The sequence below is a fragment of the Candidatus Poriferisocius sp. genome (genome assembly GCF_965208355.1).
Lineage (GTDB): Bacteria > Actinomycetota > Acidimicrobiia > Acidimicrobiales > Bin134 > Poriferisocius.
The window spans coordinates 2,199,116-2,224,095 of record NZ_CBDBOM010000003.1; the positions used below are offsets into that span (position 1 = coordinate 2,199,116).

The 24,980-nt window shown below is 65.3% G+C and carries 21 protein-coding genes; 3 read left to right on the forward strand and 18 right to left on the reverse strand.

Annotated elements, in window-relative coordinates; genetic code table 11:
- The first annotated feature begins 34 nt into the window (after positions 1-34).
- Positions 35-271: an Lrp/AsnC family transcriptional regulator gene (locus tag ACOGXH_RS11565; protein ID WP_419847051.1), complete on the forward strand. Its 237-nt coding sequence runs from the start codon at positions 35-37 to the stop codon at positions 269-271.
- Positions 272-289: 18 nt separating this feature from the next.
- On the opposite strand, the gene ACOGXH_RS11570 is transcribed toward ACOGXH_RS11565, so the two are convergent.
- From ACOGXH_RS11570 to ACOGXH_RS11585, 4 genes are all read right to left on the reverse strand, one after another.
- Complete coding sequence (locus ACOGXH_RS11570; protein ID WP_419929251.1) at positions 290-676, reverse strand: hypothetical protein; 387 nt, start codon at positions 674-676, stop codon at positions 290-292.
- Positions 673-1,473 carry a PIG-L family deacetylase gene (locus ACOGXH_RS11575; RefSeq protein WP_419929252.1) on the reverse strand — a complete coding sequence of 267 codons (801 nt, stop codon included), beginning with the start codon at positions 1,471-1,473 and terminating at the stop codon, positions 673-675. Before ACOGXH_RS11575 ends, ACOGXH_RS11570 begins: the two co-directional genes overlap by 4 nt.
- A 17-nt stretch (positions 1,474-1,490) precedes the next feature.
- The gene (locus ACOGXH_RS11580; RefSeq protein WP_419930369.1) at positions 1,491-2,627 is read right to left on the reverse strand and encodes a CaiB/BaiF CoA transferase family protein; all 1,137 of its coding nucleotides are present in this window, start codon (positions 2,625-2,627) and stop codon (positions 1,491-1,493) included.
- Positions 2,628-2,714: 87 nt separating this feature from the next.
- Positions 2,715-3,074: a metallopeptidase family protein gene (locus tag ACOGXH_RS11585; protein ID WP_419929253.1), complete on the reverse strand. Its 360-nt coding sequence runs from the start codon at positions 3,072-3,074 to the stop codon at positions 2,715-2,717.
- A gap of 93 nt (positions 3,075-3,167) precedes the next feature.
- Between ACOGXH_RS11585 and ACOGXH_RS11590 the strand changes: the two genes are divergently transcribed.
- The gene (locus ACOGXH_RS11590) at positions 3,168-4,616 is read left to right on the forward strand and encodes an ATP-dependent helicase (RefSeq protein ID WP_419929254.1); all 1,449 of its coding nucleotides are present in this window, start codon (positions 3,168-3,170) and stop codon (positions 4,614-4,616) included.
- On the opposite strand, the gene ACOGXH_RS11595 is transcribed toward ACOGXH_RS11590, so the two are convergent.
- The gene (locus ACOGXH_RS11595) at positions 4,613-6,763 is read right to left on the reverse strand and encodes a cation:proton antiporter (RefSeq protein WP_419930370.1); all 2,151 of its coding nucleotides are present in this window, start codon (positions 6,761-6,763) and stop codon (positions 4,613-4,615) included. The two genes, ACOGXH_RS11590 and ACOGXH_RS11595, sit on opposite strands and share 4 nt — an antisense overlap.
- 7 nt (positions 6,764-6,770) lie before the next feature.
- Positions 6,771-7,565 (reverse strand): exodeoxyribonuclease III, encoded by a 795-nt coding sequence (locus ACOGXH_RS11600; RefSeq protein ID WP_419929255.1) that lies wholly within the window; start codon positions 7,563-7,565, stop codon positions 6,771-6,773.
- 41 nt (positions 7,566-7,606) lie between these two features.
- Here ACOGXH_RS11600 and ACOGXH_RS11605 point away from each other — a divergent pair, with 41 nt between their 5' ends.
- Entirely contained in the window at positions 7,607-11,305 is a 3,699-nt protein-coding gene (locus ACOGXH_RS11605; RefSeq protein ID WP_419929256.1) for a multifunctional oxoglutarate decarboxylase/oxoglutarate dehydrogenase thiamine pyrophosphate-binding subunit/dihydrolipoyllysine-residue succinyltransferase subunit, read from the forward strand.
- Here ACOGXH_RS11605 and ACOGXH_RS11610 read toward each other — a convergent pair.
- The 12 genes from ACOGXH_RS11610 to ACOGXH_RS11665 form a co-directional block, all read right to left on the reverse strand.
- Complete coding sequence (locus ACOGXH_RS11610; RefSeq protein ID WP_419929257.1) at positions 11,291-12,913, reverse strand: SulP family inorganic anion transporter; 1,623 nt, start codon at positions 12,911-12,913, stop codon at positions 11,291-11,293. The two genes, ACOGXH_RS11605 and ACOGXH_RS11610, sit on opposite strands and share 15 nt — an antisense overlap.
- Before the next feature lie 42 nt (positions 12,914-12,955).
- Positions 12,956-14,158: an amidohydrolase family protein gene (locus tag ACOGXH_RS11615; protein WP_419929258.1), complete on the reverse strand. Its 1,203-nt coding sequence runs from the start codon at positions 14,156-14,158 to the stop codon at positions 12,956-12,958.
- 25 nt (positions 14,159-14,183) lie between these two features.
- On the reverse strand, positions 14,184-14,633 hold the full coding sequence (locus ACOGXH_RS11620; RefSeq protein ID WP_419929259.1) for an HD domain-containing protein: 450 nt from the start codon (positions 14,631-14,633) through the stop codon (positions 14,184-14,186).
- Between the two features lie 5 nt (positions 14,634-14,638).
- Positions 14,639-15,559, reverse strand: coding sequence for a site-specific tyrosine recombinase (locus ACOGXH_RS11625; RefSeq protein ID WP_419929260.1), 921 nt, complete (start codon positions 15,557-15,559; stop codon positions 14,639-14,641).
- A 19-nt stretch (positions 15,560-15,578) separates the two neighbouring features.
- A complete protein-coding gene (locus tag ACOGXH_RS11630; protein ID WP_419929261.1) occupies positions 15,579-16,124 on the reverse strand; it encodes an NUDIX hydrolase in 546 nt (181 codons plus the stop codon).
- A 14-nt stretch (positions 16,125-16,138) separates the two neighbouring features.
- Positions 16,139-17,845: a CTP synthase gene (locus ACOGXH_RS11635; protein ID WP_419929262.1), complete on the reverse strand. Its 1,707-nt coding sequence runs from the start codon at positions 17,843-17,845 to the stop codon at positions 16,139-16,141.
- Positions 17,846-17,916: 71 nt separating this feature from the next.
- Positions 17,917-19,491, reverse strand: a complete 1,575-nt coding sequence (gene recN, locus ACOGXH_RS11640; protein WP_419929263.1) for a DNA repair protein RecN — start codon at positions 19,489-19,491, stop codon at positions 17,917-17,919.
- A 15-nt stretch (positions 19,492-19,506) separates the two neighbouring features.
- The gene (locus ACOGXH_RS11645; protein WP_419929264.1) at positions 19,507-20,349 is read right to left on the reverse strand and encodes an NAD(+)/NADH kinase; all 843 of its coding nucleotides are present in this window, start codon (positions 20,347-20,349) and stop codon (positions 19,507-19,509) included.
- 9 nt (positions 20,350-20,358) lie between these two features.
- A complete protein-coding gene (locus ACOGXH_RS11650) occupies positions 20,359-21,162 on the reverse strand; it encodes a TlyA family RNA methyltransferase (RefSeq protein WP_419929265.1) in 804 nt (267 codons plus the stop codon).
- Positions 21,163-21,167: 5 nt separating this feature from the next.
- Positions 21,168-21,905, reverse strand: coding sequence for an HAD-IIA family hydrolase (locus ACOGXH_RS11655; RefSeq protein WP_419929266.1), 738 nt, complete (start codon positions 21,903-21,905; stop codon positions 21,168-21,170).
- Between the two features lie 44 nt (positions 21,906-21,949).
- Complete coding sequence (locus ACOGXH_RS11660; protein ID WP_419929267.1) at positions 21,950-22,966, reverse strand: 2-oxoacid:ferredoxin oxidoreductase subunit beta; 1,017 nt, start codon at positions 22,964-22,966, stop codon at positions 21,950-21,952.
- The gene (locus tag ACOGXH_RS11665; RefSeq protein WP_419929268.1) at positions 22,959-24,836 is read right to left on the reverse strand and encodes a 2-oxoacid:acceptor oxidoreductase subunit alpha; all 1,878 of its coding nucleotides are present in this window, start codon (positions 24,834-24,836) and stop codon (positions 22,959-22,961) included. Before ACOGXH_RS11665 ends, ACOGXH_RS11660 begins: the two co-directional genes overlap by 8 nt.
- Positions 24,837-24,980 lie beyond the last annotated feature (144 nt).

The window sequence follows — 24,980 nt, forward strand, 5'->3', positions numbered from 1 at the left end:
ACGATGCGGAATAACCGACCGGAGGTGTAGTCACGTGGGTGTCAGCTCATATGTTCTGATCCAAACCGAAATGGACAAGGCCCGTCAGGTGGCCGAGGCCATACGCGAGATCGATGGCGTGGTGATCTCTGAGATCATGACCGGTCCGTACGACGTGATCGCCAAGGCCGAGGCTGAGTCCATGGACCAACTCGGCCGCCTGGTTGTGAGCCAGATCCAGATGGTGGACGGCATCACCAGGACCCTCACCTGTCCCGTCGTCAACCTCTGATCGAGGCTTGGTCCTCAATCAGCTGAGGATCATGGCCCGAATGGCCAGGCCAGCCAGAAAGAAGCTGCCGCCGGCATAAAGCAGTTCACGACGGTGGGCGAGCTGCATTCTGTAGGCGTACACGATGGCCACCGCGGCGATGGCCGCGAAGCCGTAGAGGCGGTGCAAGTCTCCCGGATCGGCCCCCGAACGATTCTCGTACAAAACGCCCACGATCACCTGGGCGAAGATGGTGCCCTGGGCCGCAGTAATGAACGTCCACAACGGCCAGCCGCGCCACCGCGGTCGAAAGTGGGCGCCCAGAGCCCATCCCCCCGCGGCGGCGTTGGCCAGCATCACCACCCAGGAGAACCAGTCGTGGAAGCCGGCCAGCGACGCGGCCAATAGGCCCGTCCCCAAGCTCACCTGAACAAGTCGGTGGCAAAGTCGCCGGTGCGCGGTGGTCCGGGGGCCACATACCACTCGGTAGCGAATGCATCGGCGAATTGCTCGTCGGTCATGGAGCCGAAGAAGGAGTCGGCGGTGATCTGACTGGTGTGGGCCAGCATGGCCGCCCGCTTGTGCTCCAGGTAGGCGCTCACATCCACCGCATGGGTGATGTCCGCCTCCTCAGTCCCGAATTCCTCCTCCCTGAACCGCTCCGCCCGCTCAACGTCCATTTCCTCCATCGCCTCGGCGAAAGACTCCACCTCGGCCATTTGCCGCAAGATCTGGGTGCGGTTCATGGTGGCGTAGAACACTCTCTCCACTCCGGCCTGGCGGGCTGCATCCACCCCAACTCGGTGAACTTGGATGTGGTCGGGGTGGCCGTAGCCGCCGTGATCGTCGTACACGGTGAGCACCTCGGCGGATTCTTCGACCAGAATGCGTGTCAATCGGTCCACCGCCTCGCCGAAATCGGCCTGCCAGAAGCTTGCCGGGTTGTTGTTGGACTCCTCGCCAGCCATGCCCGAGTCCTCATAGCCCAAGAACTCCACCCGGTGCGCGCCGATGATCTCGGCCGCATCCAGGGTCTCCGCCGCTCGGCGCTCGCCCAGCGTCTCGCCCGGGCGCAGCGCTCCGGGTGCCGGTTCACCCTGCTCCCCTTTGGTGGCCACCACCAACACCACCCGGTGCCCGTCGGCGACTGCCTTCATCATCGTGCCGGAAGTGGCAATGGCCTCGTCATCGGGATGGGCGTGGAAGTTCACCATGGTGGCCATTACTTGCCTGCTCCCATCTACTTGACCGCTCCCGATTCTTGAAGGGCAGCCACCGCGGCGGCATCGAAGCCCCAGTCGACTAGTGCCTCGGCGGTGTGCTGGCCGGGGTTGGGGGCAGGACGGGCGATCTCCCCAGGGGTGCGGCTGAAGCGGGGAGCGGGTCCGGGCTGGAGAGCACCGTCCACGTCCACAAAGGTGCCACGGGCGATGTTGTGGGGATGCTCCGGGGCCTCGGCCAGGCTGAGCACCGGTGCGAAGCAGACGTCGGAACCATCGAGGATCTCACACCACTGGTCCCGGGTCTTGGCCTTGACTGCGGCGGCCAGTCGGTCTCGCATCTCCGGCCAGGTGGCGCGGTCGTTCTGGTCGATTCCGTCGGCGTCGATGCCGGTCTTCTCCACCATCTCAGCAAAGAACTGGGGTTCCAGCGAGCCCAGCGAGATGTACTCGCCGTCGGCGCACTTGTAGACGTCGTAGAACCAGGCGCCGGTGTCCAGCATGTTGGTGCCCCGCGGCCCCCATACCCCCATGGCCTGCATGCCATAGATCATGGTGATCAGCAGGGCGGAGCCCTCCACCATGGAGGCATCGACTACTTGGCCCTGTCCCGAGGTGCGGGCCTCCAACATCCCGGCCAGCATTCCGAGGGCGAGCAGCATCCCTCCCCCGCCGAAGTCGCCGGCCAGGTTCACCGGAGGCACCGGTGCCTCCCCCTCCCGGCCGATGGCCCCCAGCACGCCCGATAGCGCGATGTAGTTGATGTCGTGGCCGGCCATGGACGAGTAGGGGCCATCCTGGCCCCATCCGGTCATCCGCCCGTATACCAGCTTCGGATTTCGGGCCAGGCAGGCGTTGGGGCCGATGCCCAGGCGCTCGGCCACGCCGGGTCGGAAGCCCTCGATCAGCCCATCGGCGCCCTCCACCAGCTTGAGCACGGTCTCGGCGCCCTCGGGGTGCTTGAGATCAACGCCCACGCTGCGGCGACCCCGGTTCAACAGGTCGGGATGAGGGGTGTCGGGGACCTCGTCTCGGACCCTGTCGGCCCGGTCGATACGCACCACGTCGGCCCCCAGATCGGCCAGCATCATGGCCGCGAACGGCCCCGGCCCGATTCCGGCAATCTCCACCACGCGAATGCCCTTCAGCGGTCCCATGCTGCCTCCTGAGGTCTTCACCGCTGGGACAGTACCCGTAATCCCGTCAAGCGAGGCAGCCCAAGATGCCGGTCCTTGTTCGACTGCCTAGCCCCAGCCCAACTCGTCGAGGCGATCGTCTTCGATGCCGAAGTGGTGGGCTATCTCATGGATGACGGTGATGCACACTTGCTCGACCACCTCGGACTCGGTTTCGCACCCCTCGCAGATGGGCAGGCGGTAGATGTAGATGCGGTCGGGCATCACCATCTCACCCCCGCCGTAGTCGACCCGATCGGTGAGGGGCACACCGTCGTACAGCCCCCAGATGTCCGGATCCTCGCCCTCGTCTTCCACCAGCACCGCCACGTTGTCCATCAACTCGGCCAGGTCATCGGGAATCTCGTCCAGCGCCTGAGCCACCAACGCTTCAAACCGCTCCCTCGACACCACAACCATCCCTGCCATATTCCCATGAATCATCACCGCCCACTGTGGCCCGCCTCGACACGCTGGAAGACCGCTGATCCGAACTGTCACCGGCGTCGGTACCGTGGTGGGGTGAGCGTGTTTGAAGGGCTCTTGGAGGGGCTGAACAAGCGGCAGCGGGCCGCGGTGGAATCCCCGGAGACGCCATTGTGCATCCGCGCCGGGGCGGGCACCGGCAAGACCAGGGTGCTCACCCGCCGAATTGCCCACCAAGCCGGCATCGGCGCTATCGACCCCAAGCGCACCATGGCCATCACGTTCACCCGTAAGGCGGCCGTTGAGCTTCGCGAGCGCCTGGCTGGGCTGGGTCTGCGGGACTCGGTGAGCGCGGGTACCTTTCACAGCACCGCGTATGCCCAGCTGCGCACTCGCTGGGCCGAGAGGGGGATCAAGCCACCGGAATTGGCGCAGGACAAGCGGGGCCTGGTCGCCCGGGCGGCAAGACAAGCAGGACTGCGCCTGGCCAAGGCCGAGGTGCAAGATGCGGTGGCCGAAATTGAATGGGCCAAAGCCCACCGCATTACCCCCGATGACTATTGCGAAAGGGCTGCCGGCCTCCGCCGCTGGCCGGCACTGGACCACAGCGTCGTCGCCGACCTCTACCTGCGCTATGAGAGCGAGAAGGTCAAGCGACGAGTGGTGGACTTCGACGACCTGTTGATCCTGGCACTGAGGGACTTGACCGACGACCCCGACTACGCCGAGGCCCGCCGCTGGAGTTACCAGCACCTTTTCGTCGACGAATTCCAAGACGTGAACCGCCTCCAGTTCGAGTTGCTCCGGGCCTGGCTGGGGGACCGCAACGACCTGTGCGCGGTAGGCGACCCCAACCAGGCGATCTACAGCTGGAACGGGGCGGACTCCGACTACATCGAGCGGTTCGCCAGCTGGTTCCCCGGTGCTGAGGTGCTCGACCTGTTGGACAATTACCGCTCCACTCCTCAGATATTGGCCGCGGGAAGGGCGGTTTTGCCTGCGGGGGCGGCCAAATTGGCATCCCACAGCCTGGACGGTCCCCGGCCGACGGTGAGCACCCATGTCGACGATTTCGACGAGGCAGCAACCATCGCTCGCGCCCTGCGCGACGCCAAGGGCCCCGAAATGGCGTGGTCATCGATGGCCGTGCTGGCCCGCACCAATGCCCAGACCGCCAAGCTGGCAGCCACACTGGAAAAGGCGCAGATCCCCTGTCGAGTTCGCATCGACTCCCACCGAACCGATGACGGCGCTGGAGCAGCCCCTCCAATTGGCTCCGACGCAGTGGATGTGGCCACGTTCCATGCGGCCAAGGGATTGGAGTGGCCCATCGTGCATTTGGCCGGCCTGGAGCAGGGACTAGTGCCCATCAGCCGGGCTCAGTCGCCGGCCGAGATTGCTGAGGAGCGGCGGCTGCTCTACGTAGCCATCACTAGGGCCGAGAGAGAGCTGCACTGCCACTGGGCCGCGGAGCGGGCTTTCGGAGACCGGACGTCAGCCCGCTCCCCCTCGCCGTATCTGAACGCCATCCTCAGTGCCGCTTAGAGGTCGAACGGGATGAGCACCACAACCACGGTGGCATCGCAGTCTCGGAGCACCTGCTCTACACGGTGGCCTAGGAACGGTCGATCTCCAACCCGGCGGAGGTTGGCCCCCATGACCACCAGGTCGGCCTCAATGTCTCGTTGCAGCTTCAAAATCTCATCGGCTGGCGAGGTGCCGTCCATGACCACTGTCTGGGTGGTTGCCCCCAGTTCAATGGCGAGCTCCTCGGCTTGGGCTACCACCTGGACTCCGACGATGCTGCCGCTGCGGGCGATCATTCGGCGGCTGAACAGCGACGGCAGACCTGCGGGATCGCTCCTAATGGTGTTGACGTGGGTTAGGTGCAGTTCGGTGCCGAGCTGCGCGCTGAGGTTGAAGGCCACCTCCTGAGCGGCCCGCGACACCGGGCTGCCGGTAACTGGAACCACCGCCCGGCTATAGGCCCCGGGGAGCGGCCGGTCCATGTTTCTCGCCCGGCGTACCACCACCACCGGTATGGGGCTCTCTGACAAAACCCCGTCCACCAGGGGCGAGATCACCTGCATGGTGTCGGCGTAGTCCAGAGCACCCAGCCCGATGACTCCGAACCCCAGCCGGCTTTCATCGATAATGGCCCGCACTGGATCGTCTCCACGCACCCGTCGGTGCTCCAAGGCCCGGTCGTGAAGCACGTTGCGCAGTGGGGTGATATCCACCTCAGCATTTCGATCGCCCACTGTGAGAACGGTGGCCCCAGCCTCGATAGGCCAGGCGAAATGCAGGATCTGGGCCGCGGCGATGGACTCCGGGCCGCCCCGGCTGGGCAGCAGTAGCCGGGAGGTTCGCACGACGAGGTTCCGACTCAGCGCCTGCTCTCGACCGAGGCGTTTTTGCTCGTCGGGGGTTCCCTGCCAGTTGTTCACCACCCCTCGCAGCGTGGCCGAGGCGAACAGCGAGGTCAGCACCGGCACGAGCACGATTACCGTGAAAGCGGTAGGGCTGAACACCCCGACGCTCAACCCCACGGTGGCGATGACGATCTCCAGGGTTCCTCGGGCATTCAGTCCGGCACCCAAGGCCAGTCCCGCCCGGTGGGTACGGCCAGCAAGGCGGGCACCTCCGTAGGCCCCGGCGAACTTGAAGACGATGGCCACTCCGAGCACGATCAAGGCCCACCACAGGGCCTCGGCGTTGTCCAACAGGCGGAGATCTACCTGCAAGCCAGCAGTGGCGAAGAACACCGGCGCAAACAGGGCATTGGTCAGTCCCTCCAGATGGTGGAGAACGTCGTCGTGTTGGAAGCGTGACCGGTGCAGCACCACCCCAGCCACGAATGCCCCCAAAACCGCTTCCACTTTCAGCCACTCAGTGGCCACCCCGAATCCCAGCATGGTCACCATGGCCACGCCCAGCGCCGCGGCCAGGCTGCCCCCGGTGCGCCGCACTTGTCGCAACAGCAAGTCCACGACGCGCTGGCCCACTGTCAGCGCCAACACCCCGAAGGCCGCAATTCCCCCCAGCGTGGCCAACACCTGCCCGGCCGACACCTCGCCTGAGGTGGCCAAGCCGGTGAACACGCCCAGCAAGATCCAGCCGATCACATCGTTGGCCATGCCCGCGGCCACAGTGATCTGGCCGAAGTCCCGGCGCATCAGCCCCAGTTCGCTGAGGATCTTCGCCACTACTGCCAGAGACGACACGGCGACTGCCAACGCCACGAACAACGTGAACGTGAGCCGTTCGGCACCCTCGGCCAAGAACAAAGAGGGCAGCAACAGGCCAACCACGATGCCGCCGATCAGCGGCACCACCAGGCTGCCCGCGGTAACCAACAGAGCAGGCCGCCCCAGCTTGGTGATTAGCCCCAAGTCGGTCTCGAACCCAGTCACCACCAACAGCAGGGCAACCCCTATCCAGCTGACCGCGGCCAGCAACGTCCACTGCGCGCCTTGGCCGATCTCCGGCAAGAACCACTCGAAACCCGACTCCCAAACCACCCCGAACACCGACGGTCCCAGCACGAGCCCGGCCAGCAGCGCTCCCACCACCGAGGGCATCCCCACCCTTCTCATCACCAGACCGAAGAGATGGGAGACGGCCACCAGTACCAGGATGTTCACCCAAAAGACCAGGAGGTCGAACCCTCCCGTTTCGGCGGCAAAGACCATCGCCAACTCAGCCGCCTCCGGCGGCTTCGTCCCAGTCGAAATCCACCACCACCGGGGCGTGGTCCGACGGTTTCTCTCCCTTGCGGGCGTTGCGGTCCATGAGCACGGTGCTAACCCGCTGGGCCAGCGTCTCGGTGGCCATCACCATGTCGATGCGCATGCCCTGGCGCTTGTGGAACCGGCCGGCCTGATAATCCCAGAAGGTATAGAGGCCGTCGTCGGACCACCGGCGGCGGAACACGTCCACCAGTCCCCAGTCCTCCACCGCGGCGAAGGCCTCCCTCTCAGGCCTGCTCACGTGGGTGAGCCCCTCGAAGGCGGCGATGTCCCACACGTCGTTGTCGGCCGGGGCCACGTTGAAGTCACCGGCCACCACCACCGGCGCACCGGCATCGGCGTTGGCCTCCAGATGCGAACGGAGCCGGCCCAGCCAGTCCAGCTTGTAGTGGTAGTGGTCGTGGCCCAGCTCGCGCCCATTGGGGATGTAGGCGCTGGCCACCCGCACCCCAGCGCAGGTGGCCCACACGATTCGGGCATCGGGATCGGCGTCACGGCCATCGGCGAACCCATTGCCAGGGTCGGCCAAACCCACCCGGCTCAAGATGGCCACCCCGTTCCACCTTCCCTCACCGTGGTGGACCCACTCGTATCCCATCGACTCGAAGGCCAGACCAGGAAAGGCGTCGTCGGCCATTTTGGTCTCTTGCATGCACAGCACATCGGGGTCGGCCAGCTCCAGCCACTCTTGGACTCGGGGCATGCGGGCGTTCAAGGAGTTCACATTCCAAGTGGCCAACCGCACCCGCAGAACCTTAGTAGTCCCAAAGTTCGTAAACTCTCCCTATGGCCCCAGACGCCGAGTCGATGGTCGGCCAGAACGCCTGGCTGGTGGATGAGATGCACCGCCAGTACCTGGACGACCCCAAGTCGGTGAGCGAGAGCTGGCGGGACTTCTTCTCCGACTACCGCCCCGACCGAGTCCTTACCGAGTCGGCCGCCCCCGTGGCCCGGCTTCAGGCGGTGCCAGACCCGGCCGAGACTGCTGAGCCTCTACCGGGAGATCCGCTGCGGGGGGCGGCGGCCCGCATCGCCAAGAACATGGAAGCCAGCCTGGCCATTCCCACCGCGACCAGCTTCCGCGAGGTCCCTGCCAAGCTGTTAGACGTCAACCGCCGGATCATCAACGGCTATCTGGGGCGCACCGACGGGCGCAAGGTGTCGTACACCCACTTGATCGCCTATGCCGTCGTGCAGGCCATCGCCCACCACCGGCCAGTGATGAACTCCTCCTTCATCGACACCGAAAGCGGTCCACGAGTCATCCGCCACTCCCACATCGGAATGGGGATCGCGGTGGACGTGGAGAAAGCCGACGGATCCCGCTCGCTTCTGGTGCCCTGCATTCAAGAGGCCGACACGCTGGACTTTCCCAATTTCGTCGAGCGCTACGACACCATGATCCGCAAGGTGCGGAACAACGAACTGAGCCCCGACGACTTTGCCGGCGTCACCGTCAGCATCACCAATCCCGGCACCATTGGCACGGTGCAGTCGGTGCCCCGGCTCATGCCCGGCCAAGGGGTCATCGTGGGTGTGGGCACCATCGACTACCCCACCGCCTACCAGGCCGCCGATTCCCGCACGCTGGCCGACCTGGGCGTCTCGAAGGTGATCACCCTGTCGTCCACCTACGACCATCGCATTATCCAGGGCGCCGAGTCGGGCATGTTCCTGGGCGCGGTCCACGAACTGCTGCTGGGCAAGCACGAATTCTACGAGAACATCTTCCGAGCGGTTGGCGTGCCCTACGAGGCGGTGCGCTGGCGCCCCGACATCCTTCCCCTCGACCGGGAGCAGGCCGTGATCACCAAGCAGGTGCAGGTGAACGCGCTTATCAACATGCACCGAGTGCGGGGCCACCTGATCGCCGACCTAGACCCTCTTTCGGCCAACGAGCCCGCAATGCACGCCGAACTCGACCCGGCCACCTATGGCCTAACCATCTGGGACCTCGACCGGGAGTTCCTCACCACCGGACTGGGTGGGATCGACTTGGGCCAGCCCGACGGCAAGATGCCGCTGGGCGATATCTTGCATGTGCTCCGCAACGCCTACTGCCGCACGGTGGGCGTGGAGTACATGCACATCCAGGAACCCGACGAGAAGCAGTGGATCCAGGAGCAAGTGGAGGGGCTGGGCACCCCCGTGGGGCTCAACGAGAAGCTGCATATTCTGGATCGGCTGAACGCGGCCGAAGCGCTGGAGCGCTTCTTGGACACCAAGTACGTGGGTCAGAAGCGGTTCGGGATCGAGGGAGCCGAGAGCGCCATCGTGGTGCTGGACGCGGTGCTGGGCCGGGCTGCCGACCTGGGCATGGCCTCGACCATCATGGGCATGGCCCACCGGGGACGGCTCAACGTGCTGGTGAACATCGTGGGCAAGGACTACGGACAGCTGTTCGGCGAATTCGAGGGGAATTTGGACGAGTCGTCCACCCAGGGTTCGGGTGACGTGAAGTACCACCTGGGGATGACCTCGGAGTTCGTGAGCATGTCCGGCAACCGGATCCCGGTGGAGCTGGCCGCCAATCCGTCTCACCTGGAGGCGGTCAACCCGGTGGTCGAGGGCATGGTCCGGGCCCGCTTGGACCACCTCAGCCACGACCAGGGTGAGCACAGCCCAGTGAGCGGCCTGGTCCGGGGCCAAGTGGCCAGCGAAGAAGACCTCTACCCGGTGCTGCCTGTGCTGGTGCACGGCGACGCCGCCTTCGCCGGTCAAGGGGTGGTGAGCGAGACGCTGAATCTGTCGCTGATCCAGGGCTATCGCACCGGGGGCACCGTACACCTTGTGATCAACAATCAGGTGGGGTTCACCACCACCGCGGAGTCGGCTCGCTCCAGCTACTACTGCACCGACGTGGCCAAGATGATCCAGGCCCCCATCTTCCACGTCAACGGCGACGACCCCGAGGCCTGTGCCCGGGTGGCGCACTTGGCGCTGGCCTACCGCAATCACTTCCACAAGGACGTGGTAATCGACATGTGGTGCTACCGCCGGCAGGGGCACAACGAGGCTGACGACCCCAGCTACACCCAGCCGGAGATGTACCGGCGAATCGAGGGCCATCGCTCCGTGCGCAAGCGGTACGTGGAATCGCTGGTCAAACGGGGCGACATCACCCTGGATGAGGCTGAGCAGGCCATGGACGAATTCCGGGCCAAGCTCCAAAAGGCACTAGAGGAAACCCGGGACCAGGCGGCGGACGAAGGCTTGGGCGAGACCGTTGGAATCGAGGCGGCCGGCAAGAGAGAACTCCAACTGTCGATTTCGGCGGGGCTGTCCGACCCCACTCCTCATGTCTCGCCGCCGGTGGATACCGGTGTGTCGGAAAAGCAGATCAAGCGAGTGTTCAATGCGCTGACATCGGTGCCCGACGGGTTCGTGCTGCACCCCAAGCTGGCCCGCCAGTTCGAGGCCCGCGACGCCATGATGGCTCAGGGCCTGGTGGACTGGGGGCTGGCCGAGGCGATGGCCTTTGGCACACTGCTCGACGAGGGGACGTCGATTCGCCTGGCGGGCCAGGACTCTCGCCGGGGAACGTTCTCCCATCGCCACAGCACCCTGGTGTGCAACGAAACAGCCCGGGAGCATTGCCCCCTGGCCGGAATGGCCCGCCACGGGGCCAAGCTGTGGGCCTACGACTCCCTGCTCTCGGAGTACGCCGCTCTGGGCTTCGAATACGGCTATTCGGTGGGCGACACCGATGCGCTTGTCCTTTGGGAGGCCCAATTCGGGGATTTCGTCAACGGTGCCCAGATCATCATCGACCAGTTCGTCGTGTCGGCCGAGGACAAGTGGAACCAGCAATCAGGACTGGTGATGCTGCTGCCCCACGGATTCGAGGGCCAGGGTCCAGAGCACTCCTCTGGCCGGATCGAGCGGTTCTTGCAGTCGGTGGCTGAGAACAACATCCGGGTGGCCAATCTGTCGACTGCGGCCCAGTACTTCCACTTGCTCCGAGACCAGGCCAAGCGCGCCACCCGCAAGCCGCTGGTGCTGTTCACTCCAAAGTCGCTGCTGCGCCATCGCGACGCAAGGTCGCCGGTAACCGAACTGACCAGTGGCTGGTTCTCACCGGTGCTAGGCGATACGAACGGTCCTGAGTCGGAGCAGACCAGTGGGGCCGTGCTGGCCAGCGGCAAGATCTGCCACGAGGCCATTGCCCACCGAGACCGGGAAGGCGCCCCCGCCGCCGTGCTACGGCTCGAGCAGCTCTATCCCTGGCCGGCCAGCGCCCTGGCCGAGGCCCTCGCCCACTACCCCAAGCTCAACAAGATCGTCTGGCTCCAAGAAGAGCCCCAGAACATGGGACCGTGGAATTACGTGAAGGGACACCTCCACGACGCATTCGGAGACCGCTGCGACATCCTCAGAGCCAGTCGCAACGAATCGTCCAGCCCCGCCACCGGTAGCGCCGCCGTGCACGCCCAAGAACAGTCCGAGCTCATTGCCCGAACCTTTGCGCTACTAAGCGTCGAGTAGCCGTCTGGCTACCTCTCGGGCCTCGTCCAGGGTGTCGACGATCCGCTCCTCGGGAACCCGCTGGAGGGCGTCAAGAGAACTCAACGTCCGGGCGGGCAACCCGGAGAGGGCCATCACGATGCACTCGGTGTCCTGGTCGAAGGCCGCGTCGATGAGCTGTTCGAGAACCAATGCCGCGCTTTCGTCGATGTAGATGGTCTCGGAGAAATCGAAGATCACCACCTCGTGGTCCCGGATGTCCACTGTGACGGTGTTGATGATCTTGTTGGATGACGCCACCGAGAAGCTCCCCCGAAAGGCGACCATGCCCACTCGGGCAGCATGAGGATCCGCCCCTTCTTCGGAGGGCGTCACCCCTCCTTCGAAGAACACCTGGTCCAGGATCGGGACAGAGACCACGTTGTCCATCTCCAGGCGCTCGAACTGCCGAGAGCGGGTCATGCCGGCGATGATCAGCCCGATGGCCACTGCGGTTATCAAGTCCACGAACACGGTCAGGCCGAACGTGGCGAACATGATGAACAGGTGCTCTCGGTGCAGGCGGGTGACCCTGGTCAAGAACCGCCAGTCCATGATGTCCCAGCCCACCTTCATCAAGATGCCGGCCAGCGCGGCATGGGGTATCTCTTCCACGTACTGGCCCAAGCCAAGAACCAGGGCCAACAAGATCAGCGCTCTCAACACACCGGAGACCCGGCTGTGACCGCCGGCCCGTATGTTGACCACCGTGCCCATGGTGGCCCCCGCTCCCGGTGTCCCACCGATGAGTCCGACCATCATGTTGCCAATGCCCTGGCCGATCAGCTCCCGGTTGGGCCGATGGCTGGTGCGAGTCATCGAATCGGCCACCAGCGAGGTGAGCAGGCTGTCGATGGAGCCCAGCAGCGCGATGGTCAGTGCCGGCTGCACGGCACGGGCCAACACATCGCCGGTGAGCTCAGGCAGCTCGAAGTCCGGCAAACCGGTGGGCACGTCGCCGATGACCGGGGTGTTGTCCAGCCACAGCAGGCTGAGCAGCGTCCCGACGACCAACGCCATCAGCATTGAGGGAACGAAGGCCCGGAGGCGAGGGGGCCAGAATACGCAGACGCCGAGCGAGACCGCGGCGATGGCCAGTGAGTTGAAGTTGACGTTGCTGAAGACATCGGGCCAGGAGCGGACGGCGTCGATGGGCCCGCCCAACTCCACTTCCGTTCCCAAGAACGGCAGGGTCTGAACCAGGATGATGATCACCCCAATGCCGGACATGAATCCCGACACCACCGAATACGGCGTGTACACCACGAAACGGCCGATTCGCAGCAATCCCAGACAGATCTGCAATAGCCCCGCCATGACGACGATGGTGAATGCCTCTTCCAGGCTCTCGGCGTGGCTGGTGACCACCACCGCCATGGCCAGGGCCATCGGACCGGTGGGTCCGGAGATCTGGGCCCGGGTGCCGCCGAAAATCGCGGCAAACAAGCCCAGGGCGATCGCCCCGTACATGCCGGCCACCGCCCCCAAACCGGAGGCCACCCCGAACGCCAGTGCGGTGGGCAGTCCTACAACTGCCGCAGTAATGCCCCCGAAGGCATCCTCACGAAAATCGTGCAGGTTGTAGCTCATAGCACCTAGGCCATTGCAGCCGTGCCGAGAGCTTAGGTCATTTCAGTCAATGTCAAGATTGAGGAGACGGGCGGCGTTGCCCCGCACCAGCTTGTGCACCACGTCGGGGGGCAGATGGCCCATCATGTCCTCGGCCACCTTCTTGGTGTGGGGCCATGTGGTGTCGGTGTGGGGGTAGTCGGTTTCGAACGTCACGTTGTCCACCCCCACCTCGTCCAGCGACTTCAATCCGTGGTTGTCCCGGAAGAAGCAGCCGTAGATCTGTCGGTAGTAGTAGGTGGACGGCGGTTCGGGGACGATGTCTCGCACCCCTCCCCAGGCCCGGTGCTCACTCCAGACGTCGTCGCAGCGCTCCAAGATGTAGGGGATCCACCCGATCTGGCCCTCGGAATAGGCCAGCTTCAGTTCGGGAAACCGCACCAGCACACCGGAGAACAGGAAATCGCTCATTGACGCAATGGCGTTGTTGAAGCTGAGCGAGGCCGCCACGGCAGGCGGGGCGTCAGGGGAGGCGGCGGGCATCTTCGACGACGACCCAATGTGCATGCACACCGCGGTGGCGGTGTCCTGGCAGGCGGCAAAGAACGGGTCCCAGTAGTCGGTGTGAATGCTGGGCAGGCCCAGATTGGGGGCAATCTCAGAGAAGCAAACCGCATGGCAGCCCCGGGCCGCGTTGCGCTCCACTTCGGCCTTGGCCAGCTCCACATCCCACAGCGGGATGATGGCCAGGGGGATGAGCGCCCCGTCAGAGTCGCCGCACCACTCCTCGATCATGAAATCGTTGTAGGCCTGCACGCAGGCCAGGGCCAGCTCCTTGTCCTCGGCCTCCAGGAATGTCTGGCCGCAGAACCGGGGAAACGTGGGGAACGAGAGCGACGCCTCGACGTGGTTCATCTCCATGTCCTCTATCCGGGCTTTGGGCTCGTAGCACCCCGGGCGCATCTCGTCGAAGGTGATGGGCACGGCCTCCATGTCATCGCGGTCGAAGCCCACTGCGGCCACATGGCGCTTGTTGGGATAGACGAGGTCCTCGTAGAACCAGACGTCGCCCCACGGGCCGTCTTCTACGTCCAGCTCGTAGGTGTACATCTTGTCCCCGCCGATAAAGGTGATCGGCCCGACTCGGCGGCGCTCCACCCGCGGCCCTCGCTCCTTGAAGCGCTCAGGCAGCCAGCTCTGCCACAGGTGGGCGGGCTCTACAAGGTGGTCGTCCACGCTGATGATCTTGGGAATCTCGGTGCGCACGCCCGGAAGCCTACCGGCTGCCCGATTAGTCGGCAGCAGCCAGGGCGGCGGCTAACTCGGGGGGAAGGGAGGATTTGCGAGCGGAAAGGTGGTGTTCTGCGGCCCAAGTCACGGTCAGTTCGGCGCTGCCGGCGTCCCGCAGCATCGCCGCGCCAAGACGGGGGTGATCCCGATAATCGGCCCACCGGCCTCTCAAAACGCCAGGTTGAGCGACCCCTGCCACGGTGGCGGCCACCCGGGCCCAAGTCCCCAGACCTGCCTGGATCTTCCCCACGTCGTGTAGGGCAGCGGCCACCCGCTGGGCATCGTCGGCCAACGCAGGACATCGGGCCGACCGCAGGGCGTGGCTGCGGTCGACTGGGCTCATCTGGGCGTAGAGGGTCGCCTCGCGCTCGCTGAGCAGGCCCATCAGCCAGTCCTCTTCGGCGGCATCTGGACCTTGGTCGAGAATCGACTGAAAGAAGCGCCGAGCCAAGTGAATCAACGCTTCGACACCGCCCGCGGGTGAGCGGCGCGATAGGCCTCCCACAGCTTCTCCTTGGACACCATGGTGTAGACCTGCGTGGTGCTGATGGAGGCATGGCCCAACAGCTCCTGCACTGCCCTGATGTCGGCGCCGTGATCCAGCATGTGGGTGGCACAGGAATGGCGGAACACATGGGGGGACACCTTGGCGCCCAGCCCCACCTGCTGGGCCCTCTTCTTCACCACACCCCAGGCCCCCTGACGCGACAGGCGGCGTCCCCGCTGGTTGAGCCAAACCGCCTCCTGATCGTGCTGGGACGCCCAGCGCTCGGGCTCCATCTCCCCCCGCCCGGCGGGTACCAGCCAGGCGGTCAGGGCCTCGAGGGCGCATCGGCCCAGCGGCAGGACCCGCTCCTTTTGGCCCTTTCCCAGAACCCGCACGGTGGCCCCTCCCATGTCCAGGTCGGCCAGCGACATCCCAACCAGCTCGCTTATGCGCATCCCTGTGCCATAGAGCATCTCCAGCAGCGCCCGATCCCGCCGAGCCACCCGGTCGGCGCCTACCACCCCGTCCAATACGGCCTCCACTTCGGCCTCGCTCAGCGCCTTGGGCAATGCCCTTGGCACCGTGGGTAGCTCCACTTGGGACCCCGGATCGTCGGCTCGAGCACCCTCGATGACGAGGAACTGGTGGAAGGTCCGTACCGCGGTCATGGCCCGCTTGACCGTCGAGGGGGCCAACCCCCGGCTCTGGAGGTGCCGCAAAAACGCCAGAATGTCATCCTCTCCGGCTGCTTCAGGGCTGCTCCCCCGGGAATCCAAGACCTCGCAGTAACCGGTCAAGTCTCGGCGATAGGCCTCACAGGTACGAGGTGCGCGGCCCCGTTCCAGCACCAGCCAATCCAGAAACTCCTCTACTCCGCTCCCTGCGCTCACCGCTGGCGGCACAAAGCGCCTAACCCAGTCGCTCGCGGACCAGCATCAATCCGACGATCGACTTGGCGTCGGCCACTTCGCCGGAGGCCACCAGATCAAGGACTTCGTCCAGCTTGATGCGTTCTATGGCCATGTGCTGCTCCTCGATTCCGTGGGGCTGGCGGTCGGCGTCGACCAGCTCGGTGGCCAGGTAGCAGTGGGTGATCTCGTCGCAAAACCCCGGAGAGTTATGGAACACAGCCAGCAGCTCCAGGTGCCCTGCCCTCTTGCCGATCTCCTCTTCCAGCTCACGCTGGGCCGTCATCTCGGGAGGCTCGTCTTGGCTGTCGAGTTTCCCCGCGGGTATTTCCAGCAGTTCCCGATTCACCGCAGGACGGTACTGACGCACCATGATGACCTCTTGGCCGTCGAGGGGCACGATGACCGCGGCGCCGGGATGGCGGACGATCTCCCGCTCATAGATCGACCCGTCGGGCGCCCTGATCTCGGCAACGCTCAGGGAAACCACCCGACCCTGCCACTCTTGGCGCTCTCCAACCGGGGTGAAGCCCTGCCCGATGCCCACCGCCGCGCTACCCCTCAACGATGGGCTGCGGACGAGGCTTCAGCAACCGCCTCGGCCTGCTCTGAATCCTCTGCCTCCGAATGGGAAGGAGCAGCGTCATCGGCAGTCATTCCTCCCTCTCGACGGTCCAATGCAGCCTTCACCAAACCGTAGAAGAGCGGTGCAGGCCGATCGGGTCGGCTCTTGAATTCGGGATGGGCCTGGGTTCCCACCCACCAGGGGTGACTGTCCAGTTCGATGAACTCAACCAAGAGCCCGTCGGGCGACTCGCCAGCGAGTACAAAGTCGGTGCCCTCAAAGCGACCGCGTAGCTTGGGGTTGAACTCGTAGCGATGGCGGTGGCGCTCCGACACCACTTCTTCTCCGTAGACCTCGGCCACCTTGGTACCCGGCTTGAGCTTGGCCAGGCACGCCCCGAGCCGCATAGTGCCGCCCTTGTCGGTGATGCCGCGCTGCGATTCCATCAAGTCGATGACCGGCCACGGCGTGCTGGGATCGAATTCGCTGGAATGGGCGTTGGCCAGACCCAGCACGTTGCGGGCGTAGTCGATGGTCATCACCTGGAGGCCGAGGCACAGGCCCAGGCAGGGCAGGTCGTTCTCTCGGGCATAAGAGGCGGCGTTGATCTTGCCCTGAATCCCCCGCTCGCCAAATCCGCCGGGGATCACGATTCCGTCCAGCCCGCTCAGCAGGCTGTCGACCATTAGACCCTCCACGCTCTCCGCCTGGATCCATTCGATTTCCACCGACGCACCCTGATGAATGGCGGCGTGGTTGAGTGCCTCGACCACCGACAGATAGGCGTCTTGGAGCGTCACATACTTCCCGATCAAACCGATGCGCACGCTGCGCTGCGCCATTTCGATTCGCTGGTTCAGCCCCTGCCAGTCGGACAGGTCGGGCTCGGGGACATTCAACCGCAAGATGTCGCAAACCACGCCGTCGAGGCCCTCCTCATGAAGAACCAGGGGGATCTCATAGATGCTCTCGGCATCGGCGGCGTTGACCACCGCGGATACGTCCACGTCGCACAGGCTGGAGATCTTGCGCTTCAGCTCGTCGGAGATGGGCGATTCGCTGCGACACACGATGGCGTCGGGCTGAACTCCCCGGCTGCGGAGCTCAGTCACCGAGTGCTGGGTGGGCTTGGTCTTCTGCTCGCCGGTCGGGCCGATGAAGGGCACCAGGGTGACGTGGACATAGCACACGTTTCCCCGTCCCACATCCAGGCGAACCTGGCGGATGGCCTCCAAGAAGGGAAGGATCTCAATATCACCGACGGTCCCGCCGATCTCGGTGATGACCACATCGATGTCGTCGGACACCAAGCTTGAGATTCGGTTCTTGATCTCGTTGGTGACATGGGGGATCACCTGCACGGTCTTGCCCAGATATTCGCCTTGGCGCTCGGCGGCGATGACCGAGGAGTAGATGGAGCCGGTGGTGGCGTTGGAGAGCTTGGTGAGGTTCTCGTCGATGAACCGCTCGTAGTGGCCGAGATCCAGGTCGGTCTCGCCGCCGTCGTCGGTGACGAACACCTCCCCGTGCTCGAAGGGGTTCATCGTGCCGGGGTCCACATTGATGTACGGGTCCAGCTTCTGCATGGTCACCCGGAGTCCCCGTTGCTTGAGCAAACGCCCCAGGGAGGCGGCCGTAAGTCCTTTGCCCAGCGAACTCGCCACCCCGCCTGTGACAAAGATGTGTTTGGTCACGCCTGCCAATCCTAGCGGGAAGGAGTGACGACTGGTGGACCGTCAGCCACTCTGGGACATCTCCAGGAGTTCAGTGGCCATCAACCTCGGGACATCTCCAGGAGTTCAGTGGCGTGGTGGCGGGCGCTCTCGCTGTCGGGCGAGCCGGAGAGCATCCGGGAGAGCTCGATAACCCGGTCCTCGCCGTCCAAGGGCTCAGCAGTCACGGTGGCAGAAGCCCCATCGTCGTGCTTGACGATGCTCACCTGGAAGTCGGCGCACGCCGCCACCTGGGGTAGGTGGGTGACCACCAGCACCTGGTGGTCGGCAGTGAGACGAGAGAGCGATCGACCCACTGTCTGGGCCACTTGGCCGCCGATGCCGGCGTCCACCTCGTCGAACACCAGCACCGGGGGCCCCGCGCTGACCACCAGGCGAAGGGCCAGCATGACCCGGGCCAGCTCTCCCCCTGATGCGGCCGACGTGAGTGACAGGCCGGGGGCCCCGCTGTTGGCGGACAAAAGGATGTCCACGTCGTCGCCGGGATCGTCGCCCACCTCTACTTGCACCTCGGCTCGGGGCATGGCCAACTCCCGCAGATTGGCGGTCACCTCTTTGCCCAGCGCCTGGGCCGCCTGCCGCCGGGCTTTGCCAACTGCACCACCGGTCTCGGTCACCGCGGCGGTGCGACGATCGAGTTCCCCGTCCAGGTCTTTGGCCAGTCGGTCGAAGTCCTCCAGCTCGGCGAGGCGGTCGGACAGATCGCGATGGAACTCCATGACCTCAGCCACGGTCTCTCCATACTTGCGGCGCAGATCAACCAATAGCTCGCGGCGCTGGCGGACGTCGGCCAGTCGGGCCGGATTCTCGTCGATGGACTCGGCGGCCCGGCGCAGCTCGGTCGACAGATCTGCGACCTCGGCCACCAGGTTGACCAGCCGCTCATGTTGGCTCTCCAGCGGCGGACGACTCTCCAAGGCGGCGGCCATCTGGGCCAGCCCGGCACCCACGGCGCCATCGGCGCCCAGAGACATCGCGGCCTGCCGGGCCGCATCTCTGCTCGCCGTCGCGTCGGCCAGCACCGCCTCTTCGGCCTTGAGCGACTCATCCTCATCGGGGTCTTCCAGTCCAGCTTTGTCAAGCTCGGCCAGTTGGAATCGGCACAGCTCGATCTCCCGTGCCCGGGATCGTTCGTCACCGCCCAACTCGGCCCGTCGGCGATTCAGGTCGGCCAGCGCGGCCCGAGCCTCCATGAGCGGGGCCAAGTCCACGTCGCCGTATCGGTCCAGTGCGGCCCGTTGATGGACCCGGCGCAAGAGCGACTGGTGCTCGTGTTGGCCGTGGAGGTCCACTAGCTCTGCACCCAGCTCGGCCAGGGTGGCGGCCGACGCCAGCCGGCCATCGACATATGCCCGGGCCCGACCCTCCGCTGGCACCACCCTGCGAAGCACCACCTCTTCCCCCTGGTGGTCGAAGCGGCCCTCAACGACGGCCTCATCAGCCCCGAACCGCACCAATGACGAGTCGGCCCGGCCGCCCAGGAGAAGGTCGACGGCCGTCACCACCAGGGTCTTCCCCGCACCCGTCTCCCCAGTCAGCGCGGTCATGCCCGGTCCCAACACCAGATTGAGCCGCTCGATCACTCCCAGGTTCTCAACTGCCAGCTCAGTGAGCATTTTCTCGGATTCCTGTCAGCGGTCGGACAAGCCGAAGGACGACTTGAGGGCTTGGTGGAAGCCTCTTCGGCCCAGAGTGACAAGACGAGCAGGCCGATCCGAAACCGACACCGTCAACGAGCCCCCCTCGCCCAACTCTCCCAGCGATCGGCCGTCCACCGCGACTGCGGCCGGACGGTCGCCCAACACCTCCACCACCAGTTCGCTTGACGGCAGCAGCACCAGGCTGCGGTCGAACAGCGTGTGGGGAGCCACCGGGGTCAGAATCACTGCGTTCATGGTCGGGGCCAAGATGGGTCCGCCCGCCGATAAGGAGTAGGCCGTTGAACCGGTAGGAGTGGCCGCGATCAGCCCATCGGCGGCGTAACTGGTGAAGAACTCCCCATCGATGTGAACGGCCAGATTGACAGTTCTCCCGCTGTCCACCTTCTCCACGATGGCCTCATTGAGAGCGCTCACCTCCGTGCCGTCGTCTAATCGACAACTCAGGCGGATTCGCTCCTCGATGACATATTCCCCGGCCAGGAACTGCTCGACTGCCTCCGAAGCGGAATCCGGCTCGATCCCGGTCAGGTAGCCCAGTGAGCCGTAGTTGACCCCAAGAACCGGCACCCCGTCATCGGCCACCGCGGTCACCGCCCGCAGCATGGAGCCGTCTCCCCCCAAGCTCACCGCCAAGTCCAGCTTCTCGCCAATGTGATCGTCTAGGTGGGCCAATTCGGTGCGGCCCACCGCCTCAGCCGACTCAGGCGGCAGCCGGATTTCGTGGCCGTCGCCGTCCAAGCGGCTAATGAGCTCAGCCGCCAGCTTCAGAGCTTCCGGCCGGTCAGCGTGAACAAATAAGGCGATTGCAGCCACGGAGTCAGGCTATTCCTCTTGGGTGACAACTTGGGAGACCACAAGAGCGGAATCCACCGAGGCGGGGGTGCCGCCCTTTTCAAGGTGGAGGAAGAACTCCACGTTTCCCTGTGCGCCTTTCAGCGCTGACGGAGTGGCGGCCTGGGGGGCAAGACCCGCGGTGGCCGCCGCTTCCAGCACCCGATCGAGAGCGGCCTGCCATTGCTCAGGGTCGCGAATGACGCCCCGGCCCCGGCTGGCCTCTTGTCGCCCCACCTCAAACTGGGGTTTGACCAACACCACTACCGGTGCGCCCGGCGCGGCTAGCCCAGCCAGGCATCCCATAACCGAAGTCAGCGAAATGAAGGACACATCGGCCGTCACCAAGTCGAACGGCGCGCCGATGACGGCCGGGTCGACGTCGCGGATATCGGTGCGCTCGTGGAGGGTTACCCGGGAGTCGTCGGCCAGGCGCTCGTGCATCTGGGCCCGGCCTACATCAATGGCCACCACTTCAGCTGCACCGCGCTGCAACAGGCAGTCCGTGAATCCTCCAGTGGAGGCACCAACGTCACAGCACCGCAAGCCGGCGACAGCCAAGTCGAAGGCCGCCAGTGCGCCCTCCAGCTTCTCGCCACCTCGGCTCACGTAGCGGGCTGGCGGGCCGGCCAATTCCAGGGCATCGCCGGGCAGCACCAGGCGAGCGGCCTTCTGGGCCACTGCTCCGTTCACGGTGACCTGGCCAGCGGCCACTGCCTCTCGGGCCCGCTCCCGACTTGCAACCAGCCCGCGGCGAACCAACTCCGCGTCCAGCCTCCGGCGCGAGCCTCTCATCCCCCCTATTCAAGTCCCATCTGGTCGACCAGGGCAGCCAGATCAGGGGCGCAATACTGGGGCTCCGGCGACACCGGCAGGTCGTCGGCCCCGGTGACCCCGCTCAGCACCAGTGCGAATTCGTACTCCAGTGCCTGAGCGAAGCGGCCGTCGGAGTCGGGACGGTCCCCCACCACCACGCCGGTGTTGCCGATTCTGCTACGCACGCAGTCGACAATGGGCTGGTTGGGCTTGCCCGCCATGATGGGCACCGCTTCCGCGGCAGTAGCCACCGCGGCCAACAGAGAACCGCCTCCCGGTTCCAGACCGTGCTCGGTGGGGTAGCTGGGGTCGTGATTGGTGCCGATCAGCCGGGCGCCGCCCCGCACCGCCCGCATGGCCCGACCGAGGGTGTCGTAGTTGAAGCCGCGGTCGATGCCCACCACCACCGCATCGGCGGGACCCGAAGAGCACACCTTGGCGCCGGCCAGCTCCACCGCCTCGTCGATGCCGGGACCCCCCACCACCAGCACCCGCTCGCCGGGAGAGATGAGCTGGCCCGCGGCGGTGGCCGACGTAACGACCAACCCGGTGGCGTCGATCCCGCAGGCGGCCAGCTTGGCCTCCTGGTCGGCCACCGTCAGCGCCGACATGTTGGTGACGAACACCAAGTTTGCGTCGGCCTGGCGCAATCGCTCAACAGCCTCCGCCGCGCCAGGAATTGCCGTTCCGCCTACCCAGATCACTCCGTCCAGGTCCAGCACCCAGCCGCCGGGTGCGGGACGAGAGGATGATGCAGAGGCGTTGCTCAGGAGACTTCCCAGGTGGGCCGGGAATGAAGCAGAGCCTCGAGATCGCCGGGACCAGACTGCTCTTGGGCCATGGCCAGCTGCTTGCTGGCCTCGCCGGCGTACTCCGAGCGCTCCACTGCCCTATACACCCCGATGGGAGTGGGCTCGAACGGGCCGGCCGAGAGCCGGGACAGGGCGAAGGCCAAGCTGGGATCTTGACGGGTCTCGTCGTGCACCAGCAGGGCCGATTCGCCGACGTCGGCCACATCGACCACCTCGGCGGTCCCCTGAGGGTTGATCACCACGCCCTTCTCGTTGTTCTCGCCGAAGCGGATGGGCTGGCCGTGCTCGAGGTGAATGAGCATGGAGGCCCGCTTGTCCTTCTTGGTGATGGCCCCGAACGCCCCGTCGTTGAACACGTTGCAGTTCTGGAACACCTCCACGAAAGAAGCGCCGGGGAATTCGTGGGCTCGCCGGAACATGTCCATCATGTGCTGGCGGTCCATGTCGTGGGTGCGGGCCACGAAGCTGGCCTCCGCTCCCAGTGCCACCGAGACGGGATTGAACGGCTCGTCGATGCTGCCCGCCGGGGTGGACTTGGTGACCTTGCCGATCTCGCTGGTGGGCGAGTACTGGCCCTTGGTCAGGCCATAGATCTGGTTGTTGAACAGCAGGATGTTGAGGTTCACGTTGCGGCGCAGGGCGTGCAGCAGGTGATTGCCGCCGATGGACAGCATGTCGCCATCTCCGCCCACAACCCACACATCCAGGTCGGGACGGGCCATAGCCAGGCCGGTGGCCAGTGCGGGGGCCCGCCCGTGGATGCCGTGCATCCCGTAGGTGTTCATGTAGTAAGGGAATCGGGCGGCGCAGCCGATACCCGAGACGAACACCGTGTCCTCCCGGCGCACGCCGAGCTCGGGCATGAGGAGCTGCACCGCGGTCAATATCGAGTAGTCCCCGCAACCGGGGCACCAGCGGACCTCTTGGTCGCTGGTCCAATCGGCCTTGGTCGTGGTGGGAACGTCAGTCATCAAGGGCTCCGTTGATGTGGCTGTGAAGTTCGGCGGCGGTGAAGGGAACGCCCTCCACCTTGCAAACCGACTGGGCATCAACCAGGAACTCAGCCCGGATGATGCGGCAGAACTGGCCCAGGTTCATCTCTGGTACCAGCACCTTGGGATACCTCTGGACGATCTCGCCCAAATCCCTGGGCAGCGGGTTCAAATGGGTCACGTGGGCATGGGCCACCTTGCGGCCCTCCGACCGGGCCCGCCCCACTGCGCTGGTGATGGCTCCCCAAGTGGAGCCCCAGCCCAGCACCAGTAGGTCGGCGTCGTCCACATCGCCGTCCATCATGGTGAGGGGGATGTCGTTGGCTATGTGGGCCACGCGGTCCTCGCGCAGCCTCACCATGTAGCCGTGGTTGTCGGCTTCGTAGTTGATGTTTCCGGTGCCGTCTTCCTTCTCGATGCCGCCGATGCGGTGGGTGAGACCAGGCGTGCCGGGCACCGCCCACGGACGGGCCATGGTCTCGGGGTTGCGGAGGTAGGGCCAGAAAACCTCGGTGCCATCGTCCTCGGTGTGGTTGGGCCCAGTGGCGAACTCCACCGTCATATCGGGCAGCGTCGCCACGTCGGGCAGGCACCAGGGCTCGCTCCCGTTGGCCAGATACCCGTCGGACAGCAAAATCACCGGCGTGCGGTACTTGAGGGCAATGCGGGCCGCCTCGATGGCCGCGAAGAAGCACTGCGACGGGGAGTAGGCGGCCACAATCGGCACCGGCGACTCGCCGTGGCGCCCGTACATGGCCTGCATGAGGTCGGCGCTCTCGGTCTTGGTGGGCAACCCGGTGGACGGTCCGCCCCGCTGGATGTTGATCACCAGAAGGGGCAGCTCCAGGCTGACGGCCAGCCCGATGGTCTCGCCTTTGAGGGCGACGCCCGGCCCGCTGGTGGTGGTCACCCCCAGATGGCCGCCGAAGGAAGCGCCCAGGGCAGCACACACCGCGGCGATCTCGTCTTCGGCCTGAAAGGTGCGGACCCCGAAATTCTTCCGCTGGCTCAGCTCATGGAGCACATCGCTGGCCGGGGTGATGGGGTACGAACCCAAAAACAGGGGAACCTTGGCCCGTTGGCTGGCAGCTATCAGACCCCATGACAATGCGGTGTTGCCGTTCACGTTCGTGTAGGTGCCCGGAGCCAGCGAGGCGGGCTTCACCTCGTAGGTGAAGTCGAACAGCTCAGCGGTTTCGCCGAAGGCCATCCCCGCCTTGAATGCGGCCGTGTTGGCGTCGGCTATGAGCTGCTGGCGCTTGAATTTGGCCGAGATCCAGTCCAGGGTGGGCTGGGCCGGACGGCTGTAGAGCCACGACAAGAGGCCCAGGGCGAAGAAGTTCTTGGACCGCTCGGCGTCACGGGGCTTGACCCCCAAGTCCTTGCAGACCTCTTTGGTGATGGTGGTCATCGGCACCTTGAACAGGGTGTAGTTGTCGAGGCTGCCGTCTTCCAGCGGATCGGTCTCGTAGCCAGCCTTGGTCAGGTTCCGCTCCACAAAGGCGTCCTGATTGACAATGACGGTCCCGCCGATCTCCAGATGAGCTATCTCCTTGCGGAGGGCAGCCGGATTCATGGCGACCAGAACGCTGGGAGCGTCGCCCGGTGTGCTGATGTCATGGTCGGAAACCTGCACCTGGAACGCCGACACCCCGGCCAGCGTTCCCTGAGGCGCCCGGATTTCGGCGGGGAATTCCGGCAGCGTGGCCAGGTCGTTGCCGAACAGCGCGCTGGCACTGGTGAACCGGTCACCGGTGAGCTGCATTCCATCGCCGGAGTCGCCCGCAAAACGAACTACCAGGCGGTTCAACTCACGCGTCCCGACGGTACGCGGCACGGTGTCAGTCACGGAATCCTCCTTGATCCCCGATGGCCCCTCGCTAAAGCGACGCCGGAATACGAGGTTACCCAGTGGCGAACCTCAAGTGGCACATCCTCACCGCAAAGCCACCCCACCAGGGATGCCCACGAGGCAACCAGCTGCCGCATGAAT

Coding starts and splice junctions, on each gene's coding strand:
- ACOGXH_RS11575 (WP_419929252.1), bottom strand. CDS start 1,473: ATGGCCACCATGGTGAACTTCCACGCCCATCCCGATGACGAGGCCATT.
- ACOGXH_RS11580 (WP_419930369.1), bottom strand. CDS start 2,627: ATGGGACCGCTGAAGGGCATTCGCGTGGTGGAGATTGCCGGAATCGGG.
- ACOGXH_RS11585 (WP_419929253.1), bottom strand. CDS start 3,074: ATGGCAGGGATGGTTGTGGTGTCGAGGGAGCGGTTTGAAGCGTTGGTG.
- ACOGXH_RS11595 (WP_419930370.1), bottom strand. CDS start 6,763: ATGGTCTTTGCCGCCGAAACGGGAGGGTTCGACCTCCTGGTCTTTTGG.
- ACOGXH_RS11605 (WP_419929256.1), top strand. CDS start 7,607: ATGGCCCCAGACGCCGAGTCGATGGTCGGCCAGAACGCCTGGCTGGTG.
- ACOGXH_RS11610 (WP_419929257.1), bottom strand. CDS start 12,913: ATGAGCTACAACCTGCACGATTTTCGTGAGGATGCCTTCGGGGGCATT.
- recN (WP_419929263.1), bottom strand. CDS start 19,491: ATGCTCACTGAGCTGGCAGTTGAGAACCTGGGAGTGATCGAGCGGCTC.
- ACOGXH_RS11650 (WP_419929265.1), bottom strand. CDS start 21,162: ATGAGAGGCTCGCGCCGGAGGCTGGACGCGGAGTTGGTTCGCCGCGGG.
- ACOGXH_RS11660 (WP_419929267.1), bottom strand. CDS start 22,966: ATGACTGACGTTCCCACCACGACCAAGGCCGATTGGACCAGCGACCAA.